The organism is Grimontia indica, assembly GCF_000333895.2.
Taxonomy (GTDB): Bacteria; Pseudomonadota; Gammaproteobacteria; order Enterobacterales; family Vibrionaceae; genus Enterovibrio; species Enterovibrio indicus.
Genome location: NZ_ANFM02000060.1, coordinates 1 through 20,386, shown reverse-complemented (window position 1 = coordinate 20,386; position 20,386 = coordinate 1). Strand labels below are relative to the sequence as shown.

Annotated in this window: 17 protein-coding genes and 8 tRNA genes; 2 read left to right on the top strand and 23 right to left on the bottom strand. The window is 50.3% G+C overall.

Translation table 11 applies throughout. The annotated features are described in order from the left end of the window. Window positions 1–58 precede the first annotated feature (58 nt). The 8 genes from D515_RS23450 to leuS all read right to left on the bottom strand — a co-directional run bounded on the left by D515_RS23450 (window position 59) and on the right by leuS (window position 9,100). Window positions 59–874: a septal ring lytic transglycosylase RlpA family protein gene (locus tag D515_RS23450; RefSeq protein WP_002542313.1), complete on the bottom strand. Its 816-nt coding sequence runs from the start codon at window positions 872–874 to the stop codon at window positions 59–61. After that, entirely contained in the window at window positions 874–1,995 is a 1,122-nt protein-coding gene (gene mrdB / locus D515_RS23445) for a peptidoglycan glycosyltransferase MrdB (RefSeq protein WP_002542312.1), read from the bottom strand. The genes D515_RS23450 and mrdB overlap by 1 nt, the downstream gene beginning before the upstream one ends. Continuing rightward, complete coding sequence (gene mrdA, locus D515_RS23440) at window positions 1,992–3,893, bottom strand: penicillin-binding protein 2 (protein WP_002542311.1); 1,902 nt, start codon at window positions 3,891–3,893, stop codon at window positions 1,992–1,994. Before mrdA ends, mrdB begins: the two co-directional genes overlap by 4 nt. Before the next feature lie 3 nt (window positions 3,894–3,896). Then, window positions 3,897–4,367 (bottom strand): 23S rRNA (pseudouridine(1915)-N(3))-methyltransferase RlmH, encoded by a 471-nt coding sequence (gene rlmH / locus D515_RS23435; RefSeq protein ID WP_002542310.1) that lies wholly within the window; start codon window positions 4,365–4,367, stop codon window positions 3,897–3,899. Window positions 4,368–4,371: 4 nt separating this feature from the next. Continuing rightward, window positions 4,372–4,689, bottom strand: a complete 318-nt coding sequence (gene rsfS, locus D515_RS23430) for a ribosome silencing factor (protein ID WP_002542309.1) — start codon at window positions 4,687–4,689, stop codon at window positions 4,372–4,374. A gap of 122 nt (window positions 4,690–4,811) precedes the next feature. After that, entirely contained in the window at window positions 4,812–5,840 is a 1,029-nt protein-coding gene (holA, locus tag D515_RS23425) for a DNA polymerase III subunit delta (RefSeq protein ID WP_002542308.1), read from the bottom strand. Then, window positions 5,837–6,511 (bottom strand): LPS-assembly lipoprotein LptE, encoded by a 675-nt coding sequence (locus tag D515_RS23420; RefSeq protein WP_002542307.1) that lies wholly within the window; start codon window positions 6,509–6,511, stop codon window positions 5,837–5,839. Before D515_RS23420 ends, holA begins: the two co-directional genes overlap by 4 nt. Before the next feature lie 15 nt (window positions 6,512–6,526). Then, window positions 6,527–9,100: a leucine--tRNA ligase gene (gene leuS / locus D515_RS23415; protein ID WP_002542306.1), complete on the bottom strand. Its 2,574-nt coding sequence runs from the start codon at window positions 9,098–9,100 to the stop codon at window positions 6,527–6,529. Between the two features lie 107 nt (window positions 9,101–9,207). Between leuS and D515_RS23410 the strand changes: the two genes are divergently transcribed. Then, window positions 9,208–9,693: a zinc ribbon-containing protein gene (locus D515_RS23410; RefSeq protein ID WP_002542305.1), complete on the top strand. Its 486-nt coding sequence runs from the start codon at window positions 9,208–9,210 to the stop codon at window positions 9,691–9,693. A gap of 118 nt (window positions 9,694–9,811) precedes the next feature. Here the strand turns inward: D515_RS23410 and D515_RS23405 are convergent, their stop codons facing one another. The 6 genes from D515_RS23405 to miaB all read right to left on the bottom strand — a co-directional run bounded on the left by D515_RS23405 (window position 9,812) and on the right by miaB (window position 16,015). Then, complete coding sequence (locus D515_RS23405) at window positions 9,812–10,399, bottom strand: lipid-binding SYLF domain-containing protein (protein WP_002542304.1); 588 nt, start codon at window positions 10,397–10,399, stop codon at window positions 9,812–9,814. Between the two features lie 97 nt (window positions 10,400–10,496). Further along, window positions 10,497–12,047, bottom strand: coding sequence for an apolipoprotein N-acyltransferase (lnt, locus tag D515_RS23400; RefSeq protein ID WP_039850612.1), 1,551 nt, complete (start codon window positions 12,045–12,047; stop codon window positions 10,497–10,499). 7 nt (window positions 12,048–12,054) lie between these two features. Further along, window positions 12,055–12,921, bottom strand: a complete 867-nt coding sequence (gene corC, locus D515_RS23395) for a CNNM family magnesium/cobalt transport protein CorC (RefSeq protein WP_002542302.1) — start codon at window positions 12,919–12,921, stop codon at window positions 12,055–12,057. A gap of 25 nt (window positions 12,922–12,946) precedes the next feature. Continuing rightward, window positions 12,947–13,411 (bottom strand): rRNA maturation RNase YbeY, encoded by a 465-nt coding sequence (gene ybeY, locus D515_RS23390; RefSeq protein ID WP_002542301.1) that lies wholly within the window; start codon window positions 13,409–13,411, stop codon window positions 12,947–12,949. Then, window positions 13,412–14,488 (bottom strand): PhoH family protein, encoded by a 1,077-nt coding sequence (locus D515_RS23385; RefSeq protein ID WP_002542300.1) that lies wholly within the window; start codon window positions 14,486–14,488, stop codon window positions 13,412–13,414. 102 nt (window positions 14,489–14,590) lie between these two features. Then, entirely contained in the window at window positions 14,591–16,015 is a 1,425-nt protein-coding gene (gene miaB, locus D515_RS23380) for a tRNA (N6-isopentenyl adenosine(37)-C2)-methylthiotransferase MiaB (RefSeq protein ID WP_002542299.1), read from the bottom strand. A 294-nt stretch (window positions 16,016–16,309) separates the two neighbouring features. Between miaB and D515_RS23375 the strand changes: the two genes are divergently transcribed. Beyond that, on the top strand, window positions 16,310–17,470 hold the full coding sequence (locus D515_RS23375) for a 2-octaprenyl-3-methyl-6-methoxy-1,4-benzoquinol hydroxylase (RefSeq protein ID WP_002542298.1): 1,161 nt from the start codon (window positions 16,310–16,312) through the stop codon (window positions 17,468–17,470). 74 nt (window positions 17,471–17,544) lie between these two features. Here D515_RS23375 and D515_RS23370 read toward each other — a convergent pair whose 3' ends face one another. The 9 genes from D515_RS23370 to D515_RS23330 all read right to left on the bottom strand — a co-directional run bounded on the left by D515_RS23370 (window position 17,545) and on the right by D515_RS23330 (window position 20,104). Continuing rightward, a complete protein-coding gene (locus D515_RS23370; RefSeq protein WP_002542297.1) occupies window positions 17,545–19,017 on the bottom strand; it encodes a protein adenylyltransferase SelO in 1,473 nt (490 codons plus the stop codon). 145 nt (window positions 19,018–19,162) lie between these two features. Beyond that, a tRNA-Gln gene (locus D515_RS23365) sits at window positions 19,163–19,237 on the bottom strand. 27 nt (window positions 19,238–19,264) lie between these two features. Beyond that, window positions 19,265–19,351 (bottom strand) — tRNA-Leu (locus D515_RS23360). 58 nt (window positions 19,352–19,409) lie between these two features. Beyond that, window positions 19,410–19,496, bottom strand: a tRNA-Leu gene (locus D515_RS23355). Window positions 19,497–19,552: 56 nt separating this feature from the next. Further along, window positions 19,553–19,639, bottom strand: a tRNA-Leu gene (locus D515_RS23350). Window positions 19,640–19,730: 91 nt separating this feature from the next. Beyond that, a tRNA-Met gene (locus D515_RS23345) sits at window positions 19,731–19,807 on the bottom strand. Between the two features lie 11 nt (window positions 19,808–19,818). Beyond that, window positions 19,819–19,893 (bottom strand) — tRNA-Gln (locus tag D515_RS23340). 26 nt (window positions 19,894–19,919) lie between these two features. Next, a tRNA-Leu gene (locus D515_RS23335) sits at window positions 19,920–20,006 on the bottom strand. Window positions 20,007–20,027: 21 nt separating this feature from the next. Further along, window positions 20,028–20,104: transfer RNA gene (locus D515_RS23330), tRNA-Met, on the bottom strand. Between the last annotated feature and the right edge of the window lie 282 nt (window positions 20,105–20,386).

Below are 20,386 nucleotides of genomic sequence, written 5' to 3'. Positions count from 1 at the left end.
TGCAGTGTCAGACAGGGTTACAACAACTTACTAAATTGAAACTTTCAGGCCAACAGCCTTAATTACTGACACCCGAATTCTTGCCCGGTTCATCAGCAATTGGCTCAACAACGACGAATGCCTCATTTATTTGCTGTTCTCTGGCAAGCAATGCGGCTTTTTGAGTTTGGTCGTAGTCATAGAACGGCCCTAAACGCACGCGATAAACACTGCCGGACTGGTTGATATCTGTTGGCAGTTCAAACTGCTTTTGGAAAGTGTCAGCAGCCTGCTTCGCTTTGTCCTGACTGGATATCGCGACCAGTTGTACAAAATAGCGGTTTAAGCGGGCACCTTGCCACTCATTATTATCCTCAGGTTTATCAACCTTGAGTAGCGTCACTTTTACCGGGGCAGTTCCGGTTTTCAGAATGTCCAACTTTGACGCTGCGGCATAGCTCAGGTCGATAATGCGGCCTTCATGGAAAGGACCACGGTCATTGACGCGGACAATGGCTTTTTTGCCGTTAGCGGTATTTTCTACTTCTACGTAGCTAGGCAGAGGTAATGTTTTGTGGGCTGCTGACATGGAGAACATGTCATAAATCTCGCCATTGGAGGTTTTGTGGCCGTGAAATTTCTTGCCATACCAGGATGCAATGCCTTCACCGACATAACTTTCCGGGTCCTGCATGACCTCATAACTCTCACCAAGAACGGTATAGTTTTTGTTTCCTGCCCGGCTGTAAGGCTCGTATCGTGGCTGTGCATCTTCGACATGATCCAGCGTAGGAATGGCTTCCGGTGCTTTGTCATGTTCCAGGCTGTAGCGGTCATCACTTTGTGTGGCACAGCCGGAAAGAATGAGAGCAGTCATCACTAATATTTTTTTCATTACAGAGCCTTAGAAAGCATTTTTCTGTGTGTGTGGATAGACATTAAGATGCCGAAACCTGCCATCAAAGTCACCATGGAGGTACCGCCATAGCTGACAAGGGGCAGGGGAACACCAACAACGGGTAAGATCCCGCTAACCATGCCGATGTTAACGAAAACATATACAAAGAAGCTGAGCACGATACTGCCCGCCATCATACGACCAAACGCCGTTTGTGCGCGGCTCGCAATTAACAGGCCACGGCCGATGATGAAAAGGTAAAGCGCCAGCAAGCATGCGACACCAATCATTCCCCACTCTTCAGCAATAACGGCGAAGATAAAGTCGGTATGGCGCTCTGGCAGGAACTCCAATTGAGATTGTGTGCCTTGAAGCCACCCTTTACCGCCAATTCCCCCGGAACCAATGGCAATTTTTGATTGGATGATGTGGTAACCCGCGCCTAATGGGTCGGATTCTGGATCAAACAGGGTGCGAACGCGGACACGTTGGTATTCGCGCATCAGGAAGAACCAAAGTACTGGGATGAACGCAGCCACCAAAGTACCGGCGCCTAAGATGATTCGCCAACTGATACCGGATAGAAACAAAACAAAAATACCTGATGCCGCAATCAAGATTGAGGTTCCTAAATCAGGCTGTTTGGCGATGAGAATGGTGGGTACAAACACCATCACCAAACCAATAATCAGGGTTTGAAAACGCGGGGGTAGAGGTTCTTTACCGATAAAGCGGGCCACCATCAATGGTACGGCAAGCTTAATCAATTCTGATGGCTGGAAAGTGACAACGCCTAAATCCAGCCAGCGCTGTGCGCCCTTGGCAGTTTCACCAAACAAAAGCACGGCGATCAGCATCAGAATTCCCGTCACATATAGATAGGGAGCCCAGAACTCGTAATGCCGGGGAGAAATTTGGGCGAGCACAAACATCACGCCCAGCGAAAGAAAAATCCGGAAGACCTGACGTTCCATCATGGCAACGCTTTGGCCACTGGCACTCCACATCACCATCAGGCCAAAGCCCATCAGAGCCAGAATACCGAGCAAAAGAGGCAAGTCTATGTGCAACCGCTCAAACACAGTCTTCTTCTGACCAGTTGATGCAAACAAGCTCATTGGACTTGCTCCTCCTTCTTATCTGCGTTCTTTTTGTCTTTGTAGCCATCAACCAACATATGGTCGAAGATACGACGGGCGATTGGTGCACCGTTACTAGAACCGCCACCGGCGTTTTCCAATACCATAGAGACAATCACTTCAGGTTCATCAAAGGGTGCAAAACCGGTATAAAGCGCATGGTCACGCAGGTGCTCCGCAATTTCATCGGCGTTGTATTCTTCGTCTTCACCTAGGCCAAAGACCTGCGCTGTTCCTGATTTACCGCCAGTCACATATTCACTGTTGGCGAAGGCGCGGCGCGCGGTACCTTTTTTACCGTGGTTGACCAGACGCATCCCTTCAAGAGCTGCATCCCAGTATTTCCCATCCACATTTTCAATCGGTGGATAAGGAGAAAATGGTGCGATTTCCATGACGCCTTCGTTCTCTATGCGTTGGAGAAGGTGGGGCGGGTTGACTTCACCACGGTTCACCAACACAGACGTTGCTTTCGCGATTTGCATCGGGGTGGCCGTCCAATAGCCTTGACCAATACCGACTGGAATGGTGTCACCCTTGTACCAAGGCTGGCGGTGACGTGCCATTTTCCATTCGCGGGTTGGCATGTTGGCTTTGCTTTCTTCATGGATGTCGATACCGGTGTAATCCCCGAATCCAAAACGGCTCATCCAAGTAGAGAGCTTATCGATGCCCAGATCATAGGCAATTTGATAGAAGAAAGTATCCACGGATTCTTCAATCGATTGAACGATATTCACCCGACCATGACCCCATGCGAGCCAGTCGCGGAAAGGACGTGAGGTTGAGTTTGGCAAACGCCAGTAACCCGGGTCATTTCGTGTGGTGTTGAGCGTGATGGCTTTTTCTTCCAATGCCGCAACGGCAATGAACGGCTTAACCGTTGATGCAGGTGGATAGATCCCCAAGGTTGCCCGGTTCACCAGCGGACGGTTTTTGTCGTTCAACAACGCGCGATAGTCTTTGCCTGAAATGCCGTGAACGAAAAGGTTCGGGTCATAGCTTGGCGTTGATACCATCGCCAGTACTGAAGAGTCTTTCGGATCGAGCACCACAACCGCGCCACGGCGATCGCCGAGGATAGAGCGTATGTACAGTTGCAGATCGACATCGAGGTTCAATACCAGATCTTTACCCGGCTCTGGTGGTACGTATTTCAGCGTGCGGATAATACGACCACGGCTGTTGACTTCGACTTCCTGATAACCAGCAGTGCCGTGCAATTCAGATTCGTAGAACCTTTCAATGCCGAGCTTGCCGATATCACGGGTTGCCTTGTAGTTGTTGAGGACACCTTCACGATCAAGACGGTTTATGTCTTTATCGTTGATTTTCGCCACGTAGCCCAGGACGTGGGTTAACGCGTCACCATAGGGGTAGTAACGTTTGAGGTAACCTTTAATCTCTACGCCAGGGAACTTGTGCTGATTGGCTGAGAAAATAGCCACTTCCTCTTCCGTCATCTGGTTTTTCAGGGTGACGGCATTGAAACGGCGGGTGCGTTTCTTATCACGTTCGAAAGCCCGGATTTCGTTTTCAGAAATCGGCAGCAATTCCTGCAAACTGGCGATGGTGCCGGGAATATCTTTCACCTGCTCTGGGGTGATTTCCAATGCATAAACAGGTCGGTTTTCCGCGAGCAATTTGCCATTGCGGTCGTAAACCAATCCACGGTTTGGCGCAACAGGAACGACTTTGATGCGGTTATCATTGGAGCGGGTGATGTAATCATCATGATCTTCCACCTGAATGTTATACAGGTTAAGAAGCAGGACGCCGACGAGAACGAGAATACCGCCGAAAGCCACAACGGCCCGGCGGAAAAAGAGGGAAGACTCGGCCTGATGATCGCGTATAGGACTACGCTTGTGCTTCATGAATTATTCCCGGTGATAAGGGTGATTTGCTGTGATGCTCCAGGCGCGGTAGAGACTTTCAGCCATCACCACACGTACCAGCGGGTGAGGAAGTGTCAACGGAGACAATGACCAGCTTTGGTCTGCGGCCGCTTTACATGCCGGCGACAGGCCTTCAGGGCCTCCAATCAGAATAGACACATCGCGTGCATCCAGCTTCCAGCTCTCCAGCTGTTGTGCCAGTTGCTCTGTGTCCCAGCGCTTGCCCGGAATATCCAACGTCACGATGCGGTTACCTTTTGGAACGGCGGCCAACATGGCTTCCCCTTCTTTTTGCAGAATACGCGCAATATCGGCATTTTTGCCGCGCTTACCTGCTGGGATTTCTACCAGTTCCAGTGGCATGTCTTTTGGGAAGCGGCGACTGTATTCTTTGTAGCCTTCCTCAACCCATTTCGGCATCTTTGTGCCGACCGCAATCAGTTGTAACTTCATTGCATCAATTCCACAGCTTTTCTAGCTGGTACAACTGACGTTGTTCATCTTGCATGATATGAAGCATCACATCACCGAGATCCAGGACGACCCACTCGCCTTCGTTTTCACCTTCCATACCCAGGGTATCAACGTTAGCTGCACGTGCTTCATCGGCAACGTGTTCTGCGATGGAAGAGACGTGGCGTTTTGAGTTACCGGTGCAAAGCACCATGAAATCGGTAATGCTGCTCTTTTCACGGACATCGAGCGTCACGATGTCTGCGGCTTTCATATCATCTGCTTTATCGACAACAAAGTGTTGAAGTTGTTCCGGAAGCAATGTTTTCCCCTTATCGGTGTTTGGTGCATTGTTCTGCAAAAAGTGCAGGACAGCCCCTAAGAATATAAAAATTATACCACTGGCTGAGATGAATAAAATACAGCGGTGTCGCGGTTTGACAGTCAGTTGACAGGTGACAGCGGAAGTGGATGACCACACATCTCGAGACAAAACGCCGAAAGTGCCGGCCAAGGTTGGCTGTCGAAATCGGTTTTAACCATCACCTCAATGGCTGCAAGGCTTTGCAGAAGGTGCATCAGCGTTGGCAACGTCAAACGGTGAAGCGCTGCTGTCATCGCAGGACGGCGTGTTTGCCAGACTCGGAAATGGTCAAAAATTTTGCTGAGACCCATACCAGACGCGCCGTACTCCTGCATTTTACAAAGCTGGATCAGTTCTTTCTGGATGACCCGCAGCAAGATGGTGATTTCCACGCCTTCTGCTTCAAGCTGACGAACGATACGAACAGCGCGCTTGGCTTTGCCTTCAATCAGCGCGTCGGTGAGCTGGAATGGCGTGTAGTGGTTGTGACGTGATAAGGCATCCTGAAGCCTTGGCAGCGTCAGTTCACCGTCTGGATAGAGCAGTTGAAGCTTCATCAGGCTTTGCGACAGCGCCAGAAGGTTACCTTCATGCCATTGCGCCAGCAGCATCACAGACTCGTGATCAGGATGCAATCCCAGACTGTGACAGCGGTTCTCTATGAATCGTGGCAGCTGTCGGCCATCAGGTGTGTTGCATGGCACATACAAACCGTTTGCCTGGAAACTGGTGAACCACTTGGCTGATTCCTGCTTTTTGTTCAGGCGAGGACCATCGAGGATCAAAACCAAATCCTGATGCAGCATAGGCTGCAGCTCTTTCAGAGCATTAGCTTGGGCCGTGGTCAGCGGGTTTTCAGGTAATGCCAGAATGATGATTTGTCGGCTGGCGAACAGACTCAGGGCCTGACAAACGTCGTAAACGTCCTGCCAGTTAAGCTGATTATCGATGACGAAGCGGTGCTTCTCATCGAAGCCCTGTTTTTGGGCGACATCAATAATGCTTTGCTTGGATTCTTCTTTCAGCAGCGGCTCGTTGCCGAAGATGAGATAGGTCTGACACAGCCCCTGATTAAGACGCTGTGTCAGTTGTTCTGGGTAAATCCTCATTGTGTGTTTTCTTCACCGCTGGTGGTGAAGCTCGACAGAGGCTTACCGCGGGTTTCGTCATCTTTGCCATCGAAACGGGTTTCGATAGTCATCGAGGACTTCTCTTCATCCACACCCTGATACAGTTCACGCAGTGCTTTTTCTTCTGCCTCTTTGCGCTCAAAGGCTTCGATGTGCGCATTCAGACGGGCAAGCTGTCGCATGATCTGTTTGGTTGCTTCAACGCGCATTTCCTGCGCCAGCATTTCCTCTTCCACCGACTTCGCGAGGGCGGTCAATGGGTTATCAAGGTAGGTGCGGCTAAGAGATGTGGAGAAGTTGTAGCTGCCTTTTTCCGGCACTGTCACTGAGTAGCTGACGGTATAAGCAAATTGCTTTTCCGCTACGCGGCTGTTCTGGTAAAGCGATAAGGTGCTTTCACCATAGCTTTCGCCTTTCAGGTGCAGGTTGGAAATGGTTTGGGCCGGCGGGATGACATCAATGTCATGAAGACGTAGTTGGGTCTTCATTTCACGGGTGAGTTTGCCGTATTTATCGAAACTGGTGACTGACAGTTTCTGAATTTCTTCTGGCAGATTGTAGCTGCCACGAAGGTGAAATCCGCAAGAAGCGGTGGCCAGAGCGGCCACCACAACCAGCAGGGTTCGGAGAGAGCGAAAGATCGATTTCACCGAATACTCCCTGTATTAGTTAGCAACGATGTTAACCAGTTTGCCCGGTACGTAAATCACTTTGCGTACGGTTTTACCCTCGGTGTGCTTGACAACGTGCTCGTCGTTTAGCGCCATCGATTCTACTGATTCTTTAGCTGCATCTGCTGCAACGGTGATTTTCGCACGAAGCTTGCCATTCACCTGAACGATGATCAGCTTCTCGTCTTCCACCATGGCGTCTTGGTCAGCAACCGGCCATACCGTGTTGTCGATGTCAGTTTGACCCAGTGCAGCCCACAGCTCAGTGCTGATGTGCGGAGTGATTGGGTACAGCATCGCAACAATCGCTTTCACTGCTTCATCCAGAATAGCGCGGTCAGCATCAGTGTCTTGAGGTGCTTTGGTCAGACGGTTCATCAGTTCCATGATCGCAGCGATCGCGGTGTTGAAGGTCTGACGGCGGCCGATGTCATCGCCCACTTTTGCGATAGTCTTGTGAACTTCACGACGCAGTGTTTTCTGATCAGCGTTCAGTGCTGATGTATCCAGCGCAGCCACTTCACCTTTTGAAGTGTGCTCGAATACCAGTTTCCAAACACGTTTCAGGAAGCGGTTAGCACCTTCAACGCCAGACTCTTGCCACTCAAGGGTCATGTCTGCTGGTGATGCGAACATCATGAACAGACGCACGGTGTCAGCACCGTACTTATCAACCATCTCTTGTGGGTCGATACCGTTGTTCTTTGACTTAGACATTTTGGTCATGCCTGAGTGAACAAGGTTGTTACCTTCAGTATCTACTGCGGTGGTGATGCGGCCTTTCTCGTCACGCTCAACAGTCGCTTCAGTTGGAGAAACCCAAACTTTCGCGCCTTTGTCGTTGTTGTAGTAGTACGCATCAGCCAGCACCATGCCTTGACAAAGCAGACGCTTGAACGGCTCATCAGACTTAACGTAGCCTGCATCGCGTAGCAGTTTGTGGAAGAAGCGCGAGTACAGTAGGTGCATTACTGCGTGCTCAATACCACCGATGTACTGATCAACTGGCAGCCAGTAGTTTGCTGCTTCTGAATCCAGCATCTCATCTGCTTTTGGTGAACAGTAGCGCGCGTAGTACCAGCTCGATTCCATGAAGGTGTCGAAGGTATCTGTTTCACGCAGCGCAGGTTGACCGTTGTAGGTGGTTTCCGCCCACGTCTTGTCTGCTTTGATTGGGCTGGTTACGCCGTCCATCACAACATCTTCAGGCAGGATAACTGGCAATTGGTCAGCTGGTACTGGATGCACTTCACCGTCTTCAGTGGTGACCATTGGGATTGGCGCACCCCAGTAACGTTGACGTGAAACACCCCAGTCGCGCAGACGGAAGTTCACAGTCTTGTGACCTTTACCTTCTGATTCCAGTTTCGCTGCAATCGCATCGAACGCTTGCTCGAAGCTCAGGCCGTCGAACTCACCTGAGTTGAACAGAACACCTTTCTCAGTGTGCGCAGCTTCAGAGATGTCTGGTGCGTTGCCATCTTCTGCCAGAATCACAGGCTCAATGTTCAAGCCGTATTTGGTTGCGAATTCGAAGTCACGTTGGTCGTGGCCTGGTACTGCCATCACCGCGCCCGTACCGTAATCCATCAGCACGAAGTTCGCGATGAAGATTGGCACTTCACGGCCGTTCAGAGGGTGGATAGCCTTAAGGCCAGTATCCATACCCTTTTTCTCCATGGTCGCCAGCTCAGCTTCAGCTACCTTGGTGTTTTTACATTCTTCGATGAATGCAGCCAGTTCAGGGTTGTTCTCTGCTGCTTTGGTCGCCAGAGGGTGACCCGCTGCAATACCCACGTAAGTCACGCCCATCAGGGTATCAGGACGGGTGGTGTAAACTTCCAGATCGCTTTCGCCAGCCACTTGGAATTTCAGTTCAACACCTTCCGAACGGCCAATCCAATTACGCTGCATGGTTTTAACCTGCTCAGGCCAACCATCCAGAGTTTCCAGATCATCGAGAAGCTCTTGTGCGTACGCAGTGATTTTGATGAACCACTGTGGGATTTCTTTTTGTTCTACAGGCGTGTCACAACGCCAGCAGCAACCGTCTTCAACCTGCTCGTTCGCCAGAACGGTTTGGTCGTTCGGACACCAGTTAACCGAAGAGGTCTTTTTGTAAACCAAACCTTTCTCGTAAAGTTTGGTGAAGAACTCTTGTTCCCAACGGTAGTATTCAGGCGTACAGGTTGCGAATTCGCGATCCCAGTCGTAGCCGAAGCCCAGCAGTTTCAGCTGGTTCTTCATGTATTCAATGTTCTCGTAAGTCCAAGGTGCTGGCGCAGTCTTGTTCTTCACCGCTGCGTTTTCTGCCGGCAGACCGAACGCGTCCCAACCGATTGGTTGCATTACGTTCTTGCCTTGCAGACGCTGGTAGCGCGAGATGACGTCACCGATGGTGTAGTTACGTACGTGACCCATGTGTAGTCGACCGCTTGGGTACGGGAACATGGAAAGGCAATAAAACTTTTCTTTGCTTGGGTCTTCTTGAACTACGAAGGTTTTGTTCTTGTCCCAATCGGCCTGAACTTTAGGCTCGATGTCCTGTGGACGGTATTGTTCTTGCATCGATGACATCCGGGAATTTGTGAGATAGGTATAAAATGAACCAAAATAATCGACATAGAATAACTAAAGGTAGAAGGCGCAACAACAGTTGAATGCAGAGGTGGCCTATGTCAGAGCAAAAAGCGGAGTACAAGGTGCTGGTCGAACGGATCAGTGAAGCACTAAAGCACAGCCCGGAAGAGTTACAACGTTGGCTGGATTTGTCTGAAAAGTACGTGAAAGCGGCGTCGGATATGACCAAAGATGAGCTTGCACTTATAGAAGCTTATTTTAAACGCGATGTGCAGGAGTTTGGTGCACGTTACAACGAGCCGGAAGAAAACAAAGACGATGGTGCGCTGTTTCGCGATCTGATTGCCAATACACTTTGGGAACAACTTGCGGAGATCACCGACAAAACCCAGCTTGAGTGGCGTGAGGTATTACAGGATATCCAGCATCATGGCGTCTACAACGCCGGTGAAGTGGTGGGGCTTGGTATCTTGATTTGTGAGAAATGCGGTAACCAGACCGAGCACACCCATGTGGATGTGCTGACGCCTTGCATCAAATGTGGCAGCAAACAGTTTAGCCGAAAGCCGTTTCCTGCATAGTCGGCTCTGACGCTGAGAGCTGATGGGCAAAGAGGCTTGAACACTGGCTTGTTTACCCTTCAAATTTTTAGGACCTAGGACCTAGGACCTAGGACCTAGGACCTAGGATCGGTTTGTCTTAATTCCCCAGCGGCTCGATATTGAATTTTTGTCCGGCCAAGGCAGCTTCGATCATCAAGCCGCCTTTGGCTTGGGTGAAAATGGCGGTGCCATTGATGTAATAGGCTTTGGATTGCGCACTACCTGCACTGGCAGAGGTGCCTGTCGTGCCAACATGTGCCGCAGCGCCTTCGGTGAGAGCGGTGGCAGAAGCCTGCGCTCCGAGCTCAAAGCTGCCCGACATAAAACTGTCGAAGGTTTCTTTGTCTTCAAAGAAAAGTATCTCGCTGAATGCCTGACCACCGAAGGTCAACCCAACCGACACTTGAATCAACTCGGCTTCGGCGACAGTTTGATTACCTTGGTAAACCAACCCATTGCCATATGCGCCGCCAATCCAGAAGCCACCTTTACCCACCGATGGAAATACTGCGTATCCATAAGCTTTTTCAAAGAAAGGTTTTACCTGCTCGAAGCGATGGAAGTTCGCCAATGCAGCACGGGTATCAGCAAAGAGCTCGGCATCTGGCTCTGCATGGGAAAGAGGAGCAAAGACTGATGCTAAAAAGATAACAACGGAAGATGCAATTCTGGCCAAGGCGCGCATAAGACTCTCCATATCAAACTAAATCAATCATTAAAAAAGCCAGAGGAATAAATCCCTCTGGCTGATTAAGACATGATTTTACGTTGCTTGTTCGCTCTTATTGTTGCGACTGAGTGCTAACGGTTGATTTTTGACCGCGGGTTAACAGAACCAGCGCTAACCCTGACAAAACAATCCATGCATAGAGGGGCCAGTCTCCGAAGCGGGTGTAAGGTGTTTGGCCTGCCGTCGTCGGCACATCAGTTCTCAGCACTACTGTTTCGAACTGCGGGATCTGGTCGATGATGTCCCCTTTGTAACCAATAGCAGCGGTCAGACCAGTATTGGTGGCACGCAGAACCGGCTTGCCGTTTTCCAGCGCGCGCATGCGGGCAATTTCCAAATGCTGGTGAGGGCCAATCGATGTACCAAACCAGGTGTCATTGGAAAGGGTGAGAATGAAATCCGACTCTTCCGTGAGGCTATGCCTAACCTGATCACTAAAGGCAATTTCATAGCAAATCGCTGGGGCTAGCTGATAGCCTTTGGCGTCTATGTTCGACTGGGTGTAATCACCTCGACTGAACGAAGACATGGGTAGATTAAACAGAGGTGCAAGCGGGCGAAGAAAGTCGCTGAAAGGCACAAACTCACCAAAGACCAACAAATGGTGTTTGCTGTAACTTTGCGTTGCTGGATAGGTATAACCGCCTTCGCCATTGTTACCTAAGGTGATGACGTTGTTATAGAACTGCCCATCCGGGTTTTGGTCGAGTACTCCAGTGATGACAGCCGTGTCGTTATTGATGGCTGCAGCGTCGAGTCTTGCCAGAAAATCCGGTAAATCACGCTCCAAAGCTGGAATGGCCGCTTCCGGCCAAATGACGATATCTGCATCCCAGTTCTGGCGTGTCATGTCCTGATATGCAAGCAGAGTAGGCCAACGCTGGCTTGGCAGCCACTTTAGCTCCTGCGGCACATTACCCTGGACCATGGCGACATCAACGCTGTCTCCCGTTTCCTGAACCCAGGGTACAAAAGAGGTACCGGTTGCAACCGCGCCAACAACCAATGCCGGAAGAAGCGCAGACGCTTTTCGGTTTATCAGCGTGATGGCGATTGAGCCTGAAATGATAAGCAGTGCGAGCGTAATACCTTGTACACCAAACATGGGCGCAAAGGAGGCTAATGGCCCCTCAATCTGACTGTAACCCGGCCAGAGCCATGGGAAACCCGTCAGGAACCAGCCACGGAACCAATCAACAACCAGCCAGAGCGATGGTGCCAACAGCAGATAGGAAAGTGCCAGCGGCAGTTGAACACGGCGCAGGATATAGGAAAAAAGCGCAGGGAACAGTGCGAGATAAGCAACTAACAGACCAATCAAGGCCAGTCCAATTGCTGTAGGCAGCCCCCCGAATTTCTCGATAACGACGTAAACCCAGCCGACGCCGGTTCCGAATTGCCCCAGCCCCCAGAAAAATCCGATGTAGCCAGCACGCTTCGGAGATTGCCCATGAATAAGAAGGAGAAGTGCCACCAAGGAGACCAGCATGGCTGGCCAGAAGGAGTATGGCGCGAAGGCGAGGGTGGCGAGTGCACCTGAAAAAGCGGCCCCGAAGATCCGCATGAATACTTGGGGCCGCTTAAATGTTTCGATGTTTAGCATTTGACGTTTATGCCGTTTCCTCTGCAGTAGTATCTGGAATAGTAACCTGCAATTGGATGATGCGTCGACTGTCAGCTGCCGTCACCTTGAAGTGGAAGCTCTCAATGTCCACTTCTTCACCACGTCCTGGTAGGTGACCAAAGCTGGTCATCACAAGGCCACCGATGGTGTCGATGTCGTCATCGCTAAACTGAGAACCGAACTTCTCATTGAAATCTTCCAGTGTGGTCAGCGCCTTCACCGCGAAGGTGTGCTTGCTGAGCTGGCGGATTTCCTGCTCTTCTTCGTCGTCGTATTCGTCTTCGATGTCGCCGACGATTTCCTCAAGAATATCTTCGATAGTTACCACGCCAGATACGCCGCCAAATTCGTCGACAACAATCGACATGTGGTAGCGTTCTTCCTGGAATTCTTTCAGCAGTCGGTCAACACGTTTGCTTTCCGGCACAACCACGGCTGGGCGGATCACTTTGTCGATGTCGAACGGTTCGCTGTCCGGCATCAGGTAACGCAGCAAGTCTTTTGCCAGCAGGATGCCTTCAACGTGGTCTTTATCATCGCTGATCACCGGGTAGCGTGAATGCTGGGCGTCGTTGATGATGGTGATGATTTCTTCGAGAGGTTGTGAGCGCTCGATGGTCACCATCTGCGAACGCGGAATCATGATGTCTCGGATGCGCATTTCAGAAATCTGCATAACGCCTTCGAGCATATCCCGTGTATCGTGATCGATCAGATCGTTCTGTTCCGAATCACGGAATACATCTACCAGTTCCTGACGATCTTTAGGCTCACCCTGAAAGATCTGTCCTAAACGTTCGAAGAAGGTCTTTCTACTCGGACCTTCAGAGCTTTGTGAGTTGTCTTCGTTCATTGTCTCTATTTTTACAACGTTGATATTAGATGAAGTCCGCCGCATAAGGGTTCTCGAAACCCAGTGCGTTCATGATAGAAATCTCGAGAGACTCCATCTCTTCGGCTTCTTCATCGTCTATATGGTCATAACCTAGCAGATGGAGACTGCCGTGTACAACCATGTGCGCCCAGTGGGCAAGTAGGTCTTTATTCTGTTCTTCCGCTTCTTTTTCGACGACTTGACGACAGATAATCAGATCGCCCAGCAGATCCAACTCCACACCCGGAGGCGCTTCAAACGGGAAAGACAGCACATTGGTCGGCTTGTCTTTTCCGCGATAGTCGCGGTTAAGAGACTGGCTCTCAAACTCGTCTACAAGACGGATAGTGACTTCCGCCTGCTCTTGGAAAGATTTGACGGCTTGCTCAAACCACTGCTGAAACTGTTGTTCCGTGGGCAGGTTGTCAGTGCTTTGTGTCGCAATTTGAAGGTCGACAAAATATTGCATTTACGGTTGCTTCTCTTCTGAAGGCGGCGCAGCATTTAATGCCGCTTCGCGTTCCTGGCGACGTCGCTCTTCCGCTTGTTTACGGGCACGGGCGTCTTCCGCTTCCCATGCATCATAGGCCTGCACGATACGTGCAACGACAGGGTGACGAACCACATCATCCGCTTGGAAGAAGTTAAAGCTGATTTCGTTCACATCTGCTAACACTTCTATCGCATGACGAAGGCCAGATTTTGCATTACGTGGCAGGTCAATCTGCGTCACGTCACCGGTGATCACTGCGCGGCTGTTAAAGCCGATACGTGTCAGGAACATCTTCATCTGCTCCACGGTGGTGTTCTGGCTCTCATCAAGAATGATGAAGGCGTCATTGAGCGTACGGCCACGCATGTATGCCAACGGCGCGACTTCAATGACGTTGCGTTCAATTAACTTCTCTACGCGCTCAAAACCCAGCATTTCAAACAAGGCATCGTATAGCGGGCGCAGGTAAGGATCGACTTTCTGGCTCAGATCGCCTGGCAGGAAGCCCAGTTTCTCACCGGCTTCAACCGCAGGACGGGTTAGCAAAATACGGCGGATTTCCTGACGTTCCAGTGCATCGACTGCGGCGGCAACCGCTAAGTAGGTTTTACCTGTACCGGCAGGACCAATACCAAAGGTGATGTCATGCGTCACCATGTTGGCAATATATTGCGCCTGATTAGGTGTACGCGGCTTGATCACGCCTTTCTTGGTTTTGATGTTGATCTCTTTGCCGTAAGGGATCGACGACTCGATGTTTTGTTCCAGCACACCACTTTCTTTGATCGCCAGATGCACCTGCTCAGGCTCAAGGTCAACGAAATTGCCTTTGACTGGTGCAGTTTCAACGTAAAGTCGTTTGAGAATATCGATAGCGGCAGTGGCGGTGTGAGGTTGGCCGACCACGGAGAATTGATGACTTCGGTGATTGATTTCCACACCTAAACGGCGTTCGAGCTGTTTGATGTTGTCATCGTAAGGGCCGCAGAGGCTGGCCAGGCGCGAATTATCAGCTGGTTCCAGTGATACTTCTAAAGTAATGACTTTGTTCAATGCTTCCTCGCAATGGTTATCGGCGTCTGTATAGGACGCCGATAACAGGTGATTACCCTCGCTTCTGCGAGGCTTGGGATGGCTTTATTGGCCTCCGTATATTTACGGAGTATACACGCCTACGCCAAGATCATCTTCTTTGCGTGTTTTTGCCATCATCTCTGCAGGCGAAACCGCCACACGCAGATTCATGTCCTTTTCAGTACGAACCAGCTCACCGCGCAGTGAGTTTGGCAGTACTTCGGTGATTTTTACATCAACGAACTGACCGATCAAATCGACAGAACCTTCGAAGTTAACCACGCGGTTGTTTTCAGTACGGCCACGCAGCTCCATCAGATTCTTCTTCGATGGGCCTTCGACCAGAATACGCTGCTCAGAATCCAGCATTTGGCGAGAGTAGATCATCGCCTGTGCGTTGATCTGCTGTTGCAGTTCGTACAGACGCTCTTTCTTGGTTTGCTCTGGCGTGTCGTCAGGCATGTCTGCAGCAGGCGTACCTGGACGTGGTGAGTAAACAAAGCTGAAGCTCATGTCGAAGTTAACATCGCGGATAAGCTTCATGGTCGCTTCGAAATCAACATCAGTTTCACCTGGGAAACCGACGATGAAGTCAGAGCTGATAGCGATGCCTGGACGCGCTTCACGCAGTTTACGGATCTTCGATTTGTACTCGATCGCTGTATGCGGACGCTTCATCATGGTCAGAATACGGTCTGAACCGCTCTGAACTGGCAGGTGCAGGAAGCTCACCACTTCTGGGGTGTCTTCGTACACTTCGATGATATCGTCAGTAAATTCAATTGGGTGGCTGGTGGTGTAGCGAATACGGTCGATACCGTCGATCGCCGCCACATAACGCAGCAGTTCTGCAAATGAACAGATTTCGCCGTCGTGCATTTCACCACGATAGGCGTTAACGTTCTGACCCAGCAGGTTCACTTCACGAACACCTTGCTCAGCAAGCTGTGCGATTTCGTAAAGCACATCGTCCAGTGGACGGCTGACTTCTTCACCACGGGTGTAAGGCACTACGCAGAAGGTACAGTACTTAGAACAGCCTTCCATGATTGAAACGAATGCCGTTGGGCCTTCTGCACGTGGCTCTGGCAAACGGTCGAATTTCTCAATCTCAGGGAAAGAGATATCCATGACCGGTGCTTCGTCCTGCTGAGATTTTTTGATCATCTCAGGTAGACGGTGCAGGGTTTGCGGGCCAAAAATAACGTCAACATAAGGTGCGCGTTCACGAATGTGATCACCTTCCTGAGTAGCTACACAGCCACCTACGCCGATCACCAGACCTGGCTTCTGATCTTTCAGGTTTTTCCAGCGACCCAGCTGGTGGAACACTTTTTCCTGAGCCTTTTCACGGATAGAACAGGTATTCAGAAGCAGCACATCTGCCTCTTCCGGCTCCTCGGTCAGCTCGTAGCCACCGGCCGCATTGAGCAGATCCGCCATTTTTGATGAATCGTATTCGTTCATCTGGCAGCCCCAGGTTTTGATCAGCAGTTTCTTAGCCATGTAACTCATTGCTCATGTTGATGTTTTACGTGTTCCGGCCGGGAGGCACTTAATCATCGCTGGCTGTTCGCCGCGGAAATCCCAACCGAAAATCATGGTTCTTTGTTCGGCTTGAGGCAACGAAAAATAGCCCCAACCGTTGATAAGCCGCGTATTGTACTGCTTTAGTCAATCTGTGACCAGATCACGTTCTCCCCAAATTTTTTAGTGGATTTAGGGATGAGCAGCGCCTGCAGGAGTCGCATTTAAGTGAGGTGGCGCTAGAATGGGCGCAGGAATTTTAGAGATTGTGTTATGAAACAATTCGATATTATCGTCGTTGGCGGTGGTATGGTCGGTGCTGCCACAGCATTGGGCCTTGCTAAGCAGGGTAAACGCGTCGCCATGGTTGAGCGAAGCGAGCCAAAAGCCTTTTCTCCTGAACAGCCGATGGATCTCCGTGTGTCTGCGATTTCTCCTGCCTCTGTCTCTTTGCTCAAATCCCTGAAAGTTTGGGATGACGTGCTGGACATGCGTCTTTGCCCCTATCGACGTCTGGAAACCTGGGAGCACCCTGAGTGTCGTATCCGCTTCAGTGCAGAGAGTATGGATTTAGCAGAGCTCGGTTTTATCGTCGAAAACCGCATCCTGCAACTCGCACTTTGGAATGCTTGTTTGGCGCAAGAGAATCTGGAAGTACTTTGCCCGGGCAATATTGTCGCAATGCTTGCCGACTCCGAAGGGCACGTCGTTGAATTGGAAGATGGTACTTTGCTTCATGGCCGTTGGCTGGTCGGTGCGGATGGGGCGAATTCCCGTGTACGTGATTACGCCAAAATTGGTGTGACTGCGTGGGATTACCGTCAGCATTGTATGTTGGTGAATGTTAAAACTGACCTGCCACAGCAAGATATTACCTGGCAGTGGTTTACACCCGATGGCCCAAGGTCTTTCCTGCCACTGCCCGGGCATCAAGGCTCATTGGTGTGGTATGACAGTCCATCACGCATAAAAGCTTTGTGTGCAATGTCGCCAGAGGTGTTAAGAGAAGAGATCCTTGCGCACTTCCCGCAAGAGCTGGGTGATATTGAAGTCATCCAACAAGGCGCGTTTCCATTAACCCGTCGGCATGCCCAGCGTTACTTCAACAAGAATGTAGTGATATTGGGAGATGCTGCCCACACTATCAATCCGCTGGCAGGGCAGGGTGTAAACCTCGGCTTTAAAGACGTGGATGCTTTGCTGGATGTGGTCGCCGATGCAGGTGTAGAGTGGCTGAATGAAGACGTATTGGCATCTTACGAGCGCAAACGTAAACCGGATAACCTCATCATGCAAACCGGTATGGATGTGTTCTATGGTGGGTTCAGCAACGAAATAGCGCCGCTCAAACTATTGCGCAATGTCGGCTTAAAGTTGGCGGAAAACAGTGGGCCGGTTAAGCAACAGGTTCTCAAGTACGCTATGGGCCTTTGAATTACTTGAATGGCGATAAACTGTCTTGTCTATCGCCATTTATCCAGCGTCAGTAATGTCGCTGAATCTTAAGGTTATGTACCGCAGAATGTTCTTAGTACGCGTTCTTCCGGTGCTGGTGGCGTTTGTAAATCACGGTTTTCTTCGCTGATGGTATAAGGCGTTTTCAGTGCTTCTGCCAGTCGGTGGAATAGCGCAAAGTCGTTCCTTTCCATTGCATCTTCAATCGCTTTTTCCACCTGATGGTTTCGGGCAATTAATGCAGGGTTGGCTTCTCGCATTGCCTTTAGTGCTGATTCACTATCATCTTTAAGTGAATTCCATTCACTTATCCAAACCTGACCTTTTTCCTGATTATCGAACAGGGAAAGCAGTTCAGTTTCTTCCTCTCCATTGGCAACACGTGTCAATGCATCAAAAAACAGCGTGAAGTCTATGCGTTCAGATTCCAGCGTTGGCAGTGCTTGATTAACAAAGGCATCAGCCTCTTTTGAATCTGCGGTGATCGCGAGCTTGGTCATCAACCCCTTTTGGAACAGCTCCTGGAAGGTGATGATGTAGGTCTGAAGTTTGTCTTCCGCAATCTTCACCGCCTCATCCGAGTCGTCAGCAAACAGCGGCAGCAAAGTTTCTGCAAAGCGTGACAGGTTCCAGTAGCCAATATTGGCTTGCTGATCCCAAGCGTATCGGCCATCGCGGTCTATCGAGCTGAATACTTTCTTGGCCTTGAATTCATCCATAAAGGCACAAGGGCCAAAGTCGATGGTTTCGCCAACCAGTGACATATTGTCAGTGTTCATGACGCCATGGATAAAACCAACCAGCATCCATTTTGAAATCAGCTGTGCTTGCCGAACGGCAACGGCTTCAAGTAAGGCTGGGTATTTATCTTCATGACTGGCCACTTCCGCGAAGTGATGTTCTATAAGGTGATCAGCAAGCGCTTGGACGCCATCTTTACCCATCTTGGCATAAGCATATTGAAAAGAGCCCACGCGAATGTGACTGGCACCTGTGCGAACCTGAATACCGCCCGGCACCATTTGGTAATCGCGCATCACGGACTCGCCAGTACCCAGAATGGCAAGAGTTCGGGTGGTTGGTATACCAAGCCCCGCCATGGCTTCGCTGATGAGGTATTCGCGTACTACCGCCCCAACCGTTGCTCTTCCATCGCCTCCTCGCGAATAAGGGGTTCTGCCGGAGCCTTTCAGTTGCACATCAATGAATGCACCATCCGCGTTTTGAAGTTGACCCAGCATATGTGCGCGGCCGTCCCCAAGCAGTGGCGAGTAGTGCCCAAATTGGTGACCCGCATAAGCCATCGCAACAGGGCTTTCACCGTCATAGTCGCCATTGCCGGCAAGAAAGTGAATGCCTTTGGCATCCTCAAACCAGTTGCTCGACAAGCCATATTCATCAAGTAATGCTTTGTTAAGGGCTAAAAGAGAAGGCGACTCCACGCGGCGTGGCGCGAGGGGGGAATACATGACTTCCGGTAATGAAAGATAGACTTGATGCTTGATAGGATTTTCGAACGACGCCATGACTGCTAATTCCTTGTTCCGAATACTTCAAGCGTACAGGGATTGCAGCGGCTTTCAACCACGTAAGGTTTGGGGGGAATTTCCGAGGGGCTGTTGATCTTTGGTCTAAAACGAGAAAAGCCCGCTAGAAGCGAGCTTTTAAATATGGCTGGGGTACCTGGATTCGAACCAGGGAATGGCGGCATCAAAAGCCGCTGCCTTACCGCTTGGCGATACCCCAATTGTTTTATGCTTTTCAGCAAAGGTTTGGTGCGAAGGGAGAGACTTGAACTCTCACGTCCGTAAGGACACTAACACCTGAAGCTAGCGCGTCTACCAATTCCGCCACCATCGCAAACCTAATTGTCTGTCAGTTTTTAACCTTGTTTGACTCTCTTTTAGAGCAAGGGGATTGGTGCGAAGGGAGAGACTTGAACTCTCACGTCCGTAAGGACACTAACACCTGAAGCTAGCGCGTCTACCAATTCCGCCACCATCGCAATCCGAATTGTTGTCAGTTTTTAGCCTTGTCTAACTCTCTTTCGAGCAAGGTATTTGGTGCGAAGGGAGAGACTTGAACTCTCACGTCCGTAAGGACACTAACACCTGAAGCTAGCGCGTCTACCAATTCCGCCACCATCGCAAATTTTGTTTTCCCAGACTGAAAGCCTTCGCTTTCTGAGAATCGGTAGTTTCTCTTATCTGGCTGAAAGTCTCAAGACCTTCAATATTAGTGGTGGCTACGACGGGATTCGAACCTGTGACCCCATCATTATGAGTGATGTGCTCTAACCAACTGAGCTACGTAGCCAACCTGAAATATGGCTGGGGTACCTGGATTCGAACCAGGGAATGGCGGCATCAAAAGCCGCTGCCTTACCGCTTGGCGATACCCCAACAGTTACTTTGCCTTAGCAAAGATTTGGTGCGAAGGGAGAGACTTGAACTCTCACGTCCGTAAGGACACTAACACCTGAAGCTAGCGCGTCTACCAATTCCGCCACCATCGCATATTTGCACAGGAAAGAAGATGGTGGCTACGACGGGATTCGAACCTGTGACCCCATCATTATGAGTGATGTGCTCTAACCAACTGAGCTACGTAGCCATCTTTACTTTCTGGGGTCTCCCCCTGAGTGCGGGGCGCATTATGCGAAGAAGGGCTGACAACGTCAACCTTTTTTCTTGGCTTTTTTTACCCATTTGGTGAGTTCGGTGTGAAAGTGAGCAGGAAGGTTGAAATTCTAACAACTCAAGCTTGAAAGCGTTGCAAGTCCTTAACTTCGGGAAATAAAAAAGCTGGCAGAAGCCAGCTTTTTAATATACCCAAACACCCTGAAGATGCAGGATTCAGCGAGTTTGACTGGCGTTGTGATCGCGGCGTTCCTTT

Excerpts from the sequence above, each read along its gene's own strand:
- D515_RS23450 (WP_002542313.1), bottom strand. The coding sequence starts at position 874 with ATGAAAAAAATATTAGTGATGACTGCTCTCATTCTTTCCGGCTGTGCC.
- mrdB (WP_002542312.1), bottom strand. The coding sequence starts at position 1,995 with ATGAGCTTGTTTGCATCAACTGGTCAGAAGAAGACTGTGTTTGAGCGG.
- mrdA (WP_002542311.1), bottom strand. The coding sequence starts at position 3,893 with ATGAAGCACAAGCGTAGTCCTATACGCGATCATCAGGCCGAGTCTTCC.
- rlmH (WP_002542310.1), bottom strand. The coding sequence starts at position 4,367 with ATGAAGTTACAACTGATTGCGGTCGGCACAAAGATGCCGAAATGGGTT.
- holA (WP_002542308.1), bottom strand. The coding sequence starts at position 5,840 with ATGAGGATTTACCCAGAACAACTGACACAGCGTCTTAATCAGGGGCTG.
- leuS (WP_002542306.1), bottom strand. The coding sequence starts at position 9,100 with ATGCAAGAACAATACCGTCCACAGGACATCGAGCCTAAAGTTCAGGCC.
- D515_RS23410 (WP_002542305.1), top strand. The coding sequence starts at position 9,208 with ATGTCAGAGCAAAAAGCGGAGTACAAGGTGCTGGTCGAACGGATCAGT.
- D515_RS23405 (WP_002542304.1), bottom strand. The coding sequence starts at position 10,399 with ATGCGCGCCTTGGCCAGAATTGCATCTTCCGTTGTTATCTTTTTAGCA.
- lnt (WP_039850612.1), bottom strand. The coding sequence starts at position 12,047 with ATGCTAAACATCGAAACATTTAAGCGGCCCCAAGTATTCATGCGGATC.
- corC (WP_002542302.1), bottom strand. The coding sequence starts at position 12,921 with ATGAACGAAGACAACTCACAAAGCTCTGAAGGTCCGAGTAGAAAGACC.
- ybeY (WP_002542301.1), bottom strand. The coding sequence starts at position 13,411 with ATGCAATATTTTGTCGACCTTCAAATTGCGACACAAAGCACTGACAAC.
- miaB (WP_002542299.1), bottom strand. The coding sequence starts at position 16,015 with ATGGCTAAGAAACTGCTGATCAAAACCTGGGGCTGCCAGATGAACGAA.
- D515_RS23375 (WP_002542298.1), top strand. The coding sequence starts at position 16,310 with ATGAAACAATTCGATATTATCGTCGTTGGCGGTGGTATGGTCGGTGCT.
- D515_RS23370 (WP_002542297.1), bottom strand. The coding sequence starts at position 19,017 with ATGGCGTCGTTCGAAAATCCTATCAAGCATCAAGTCTATCTTTCATTA.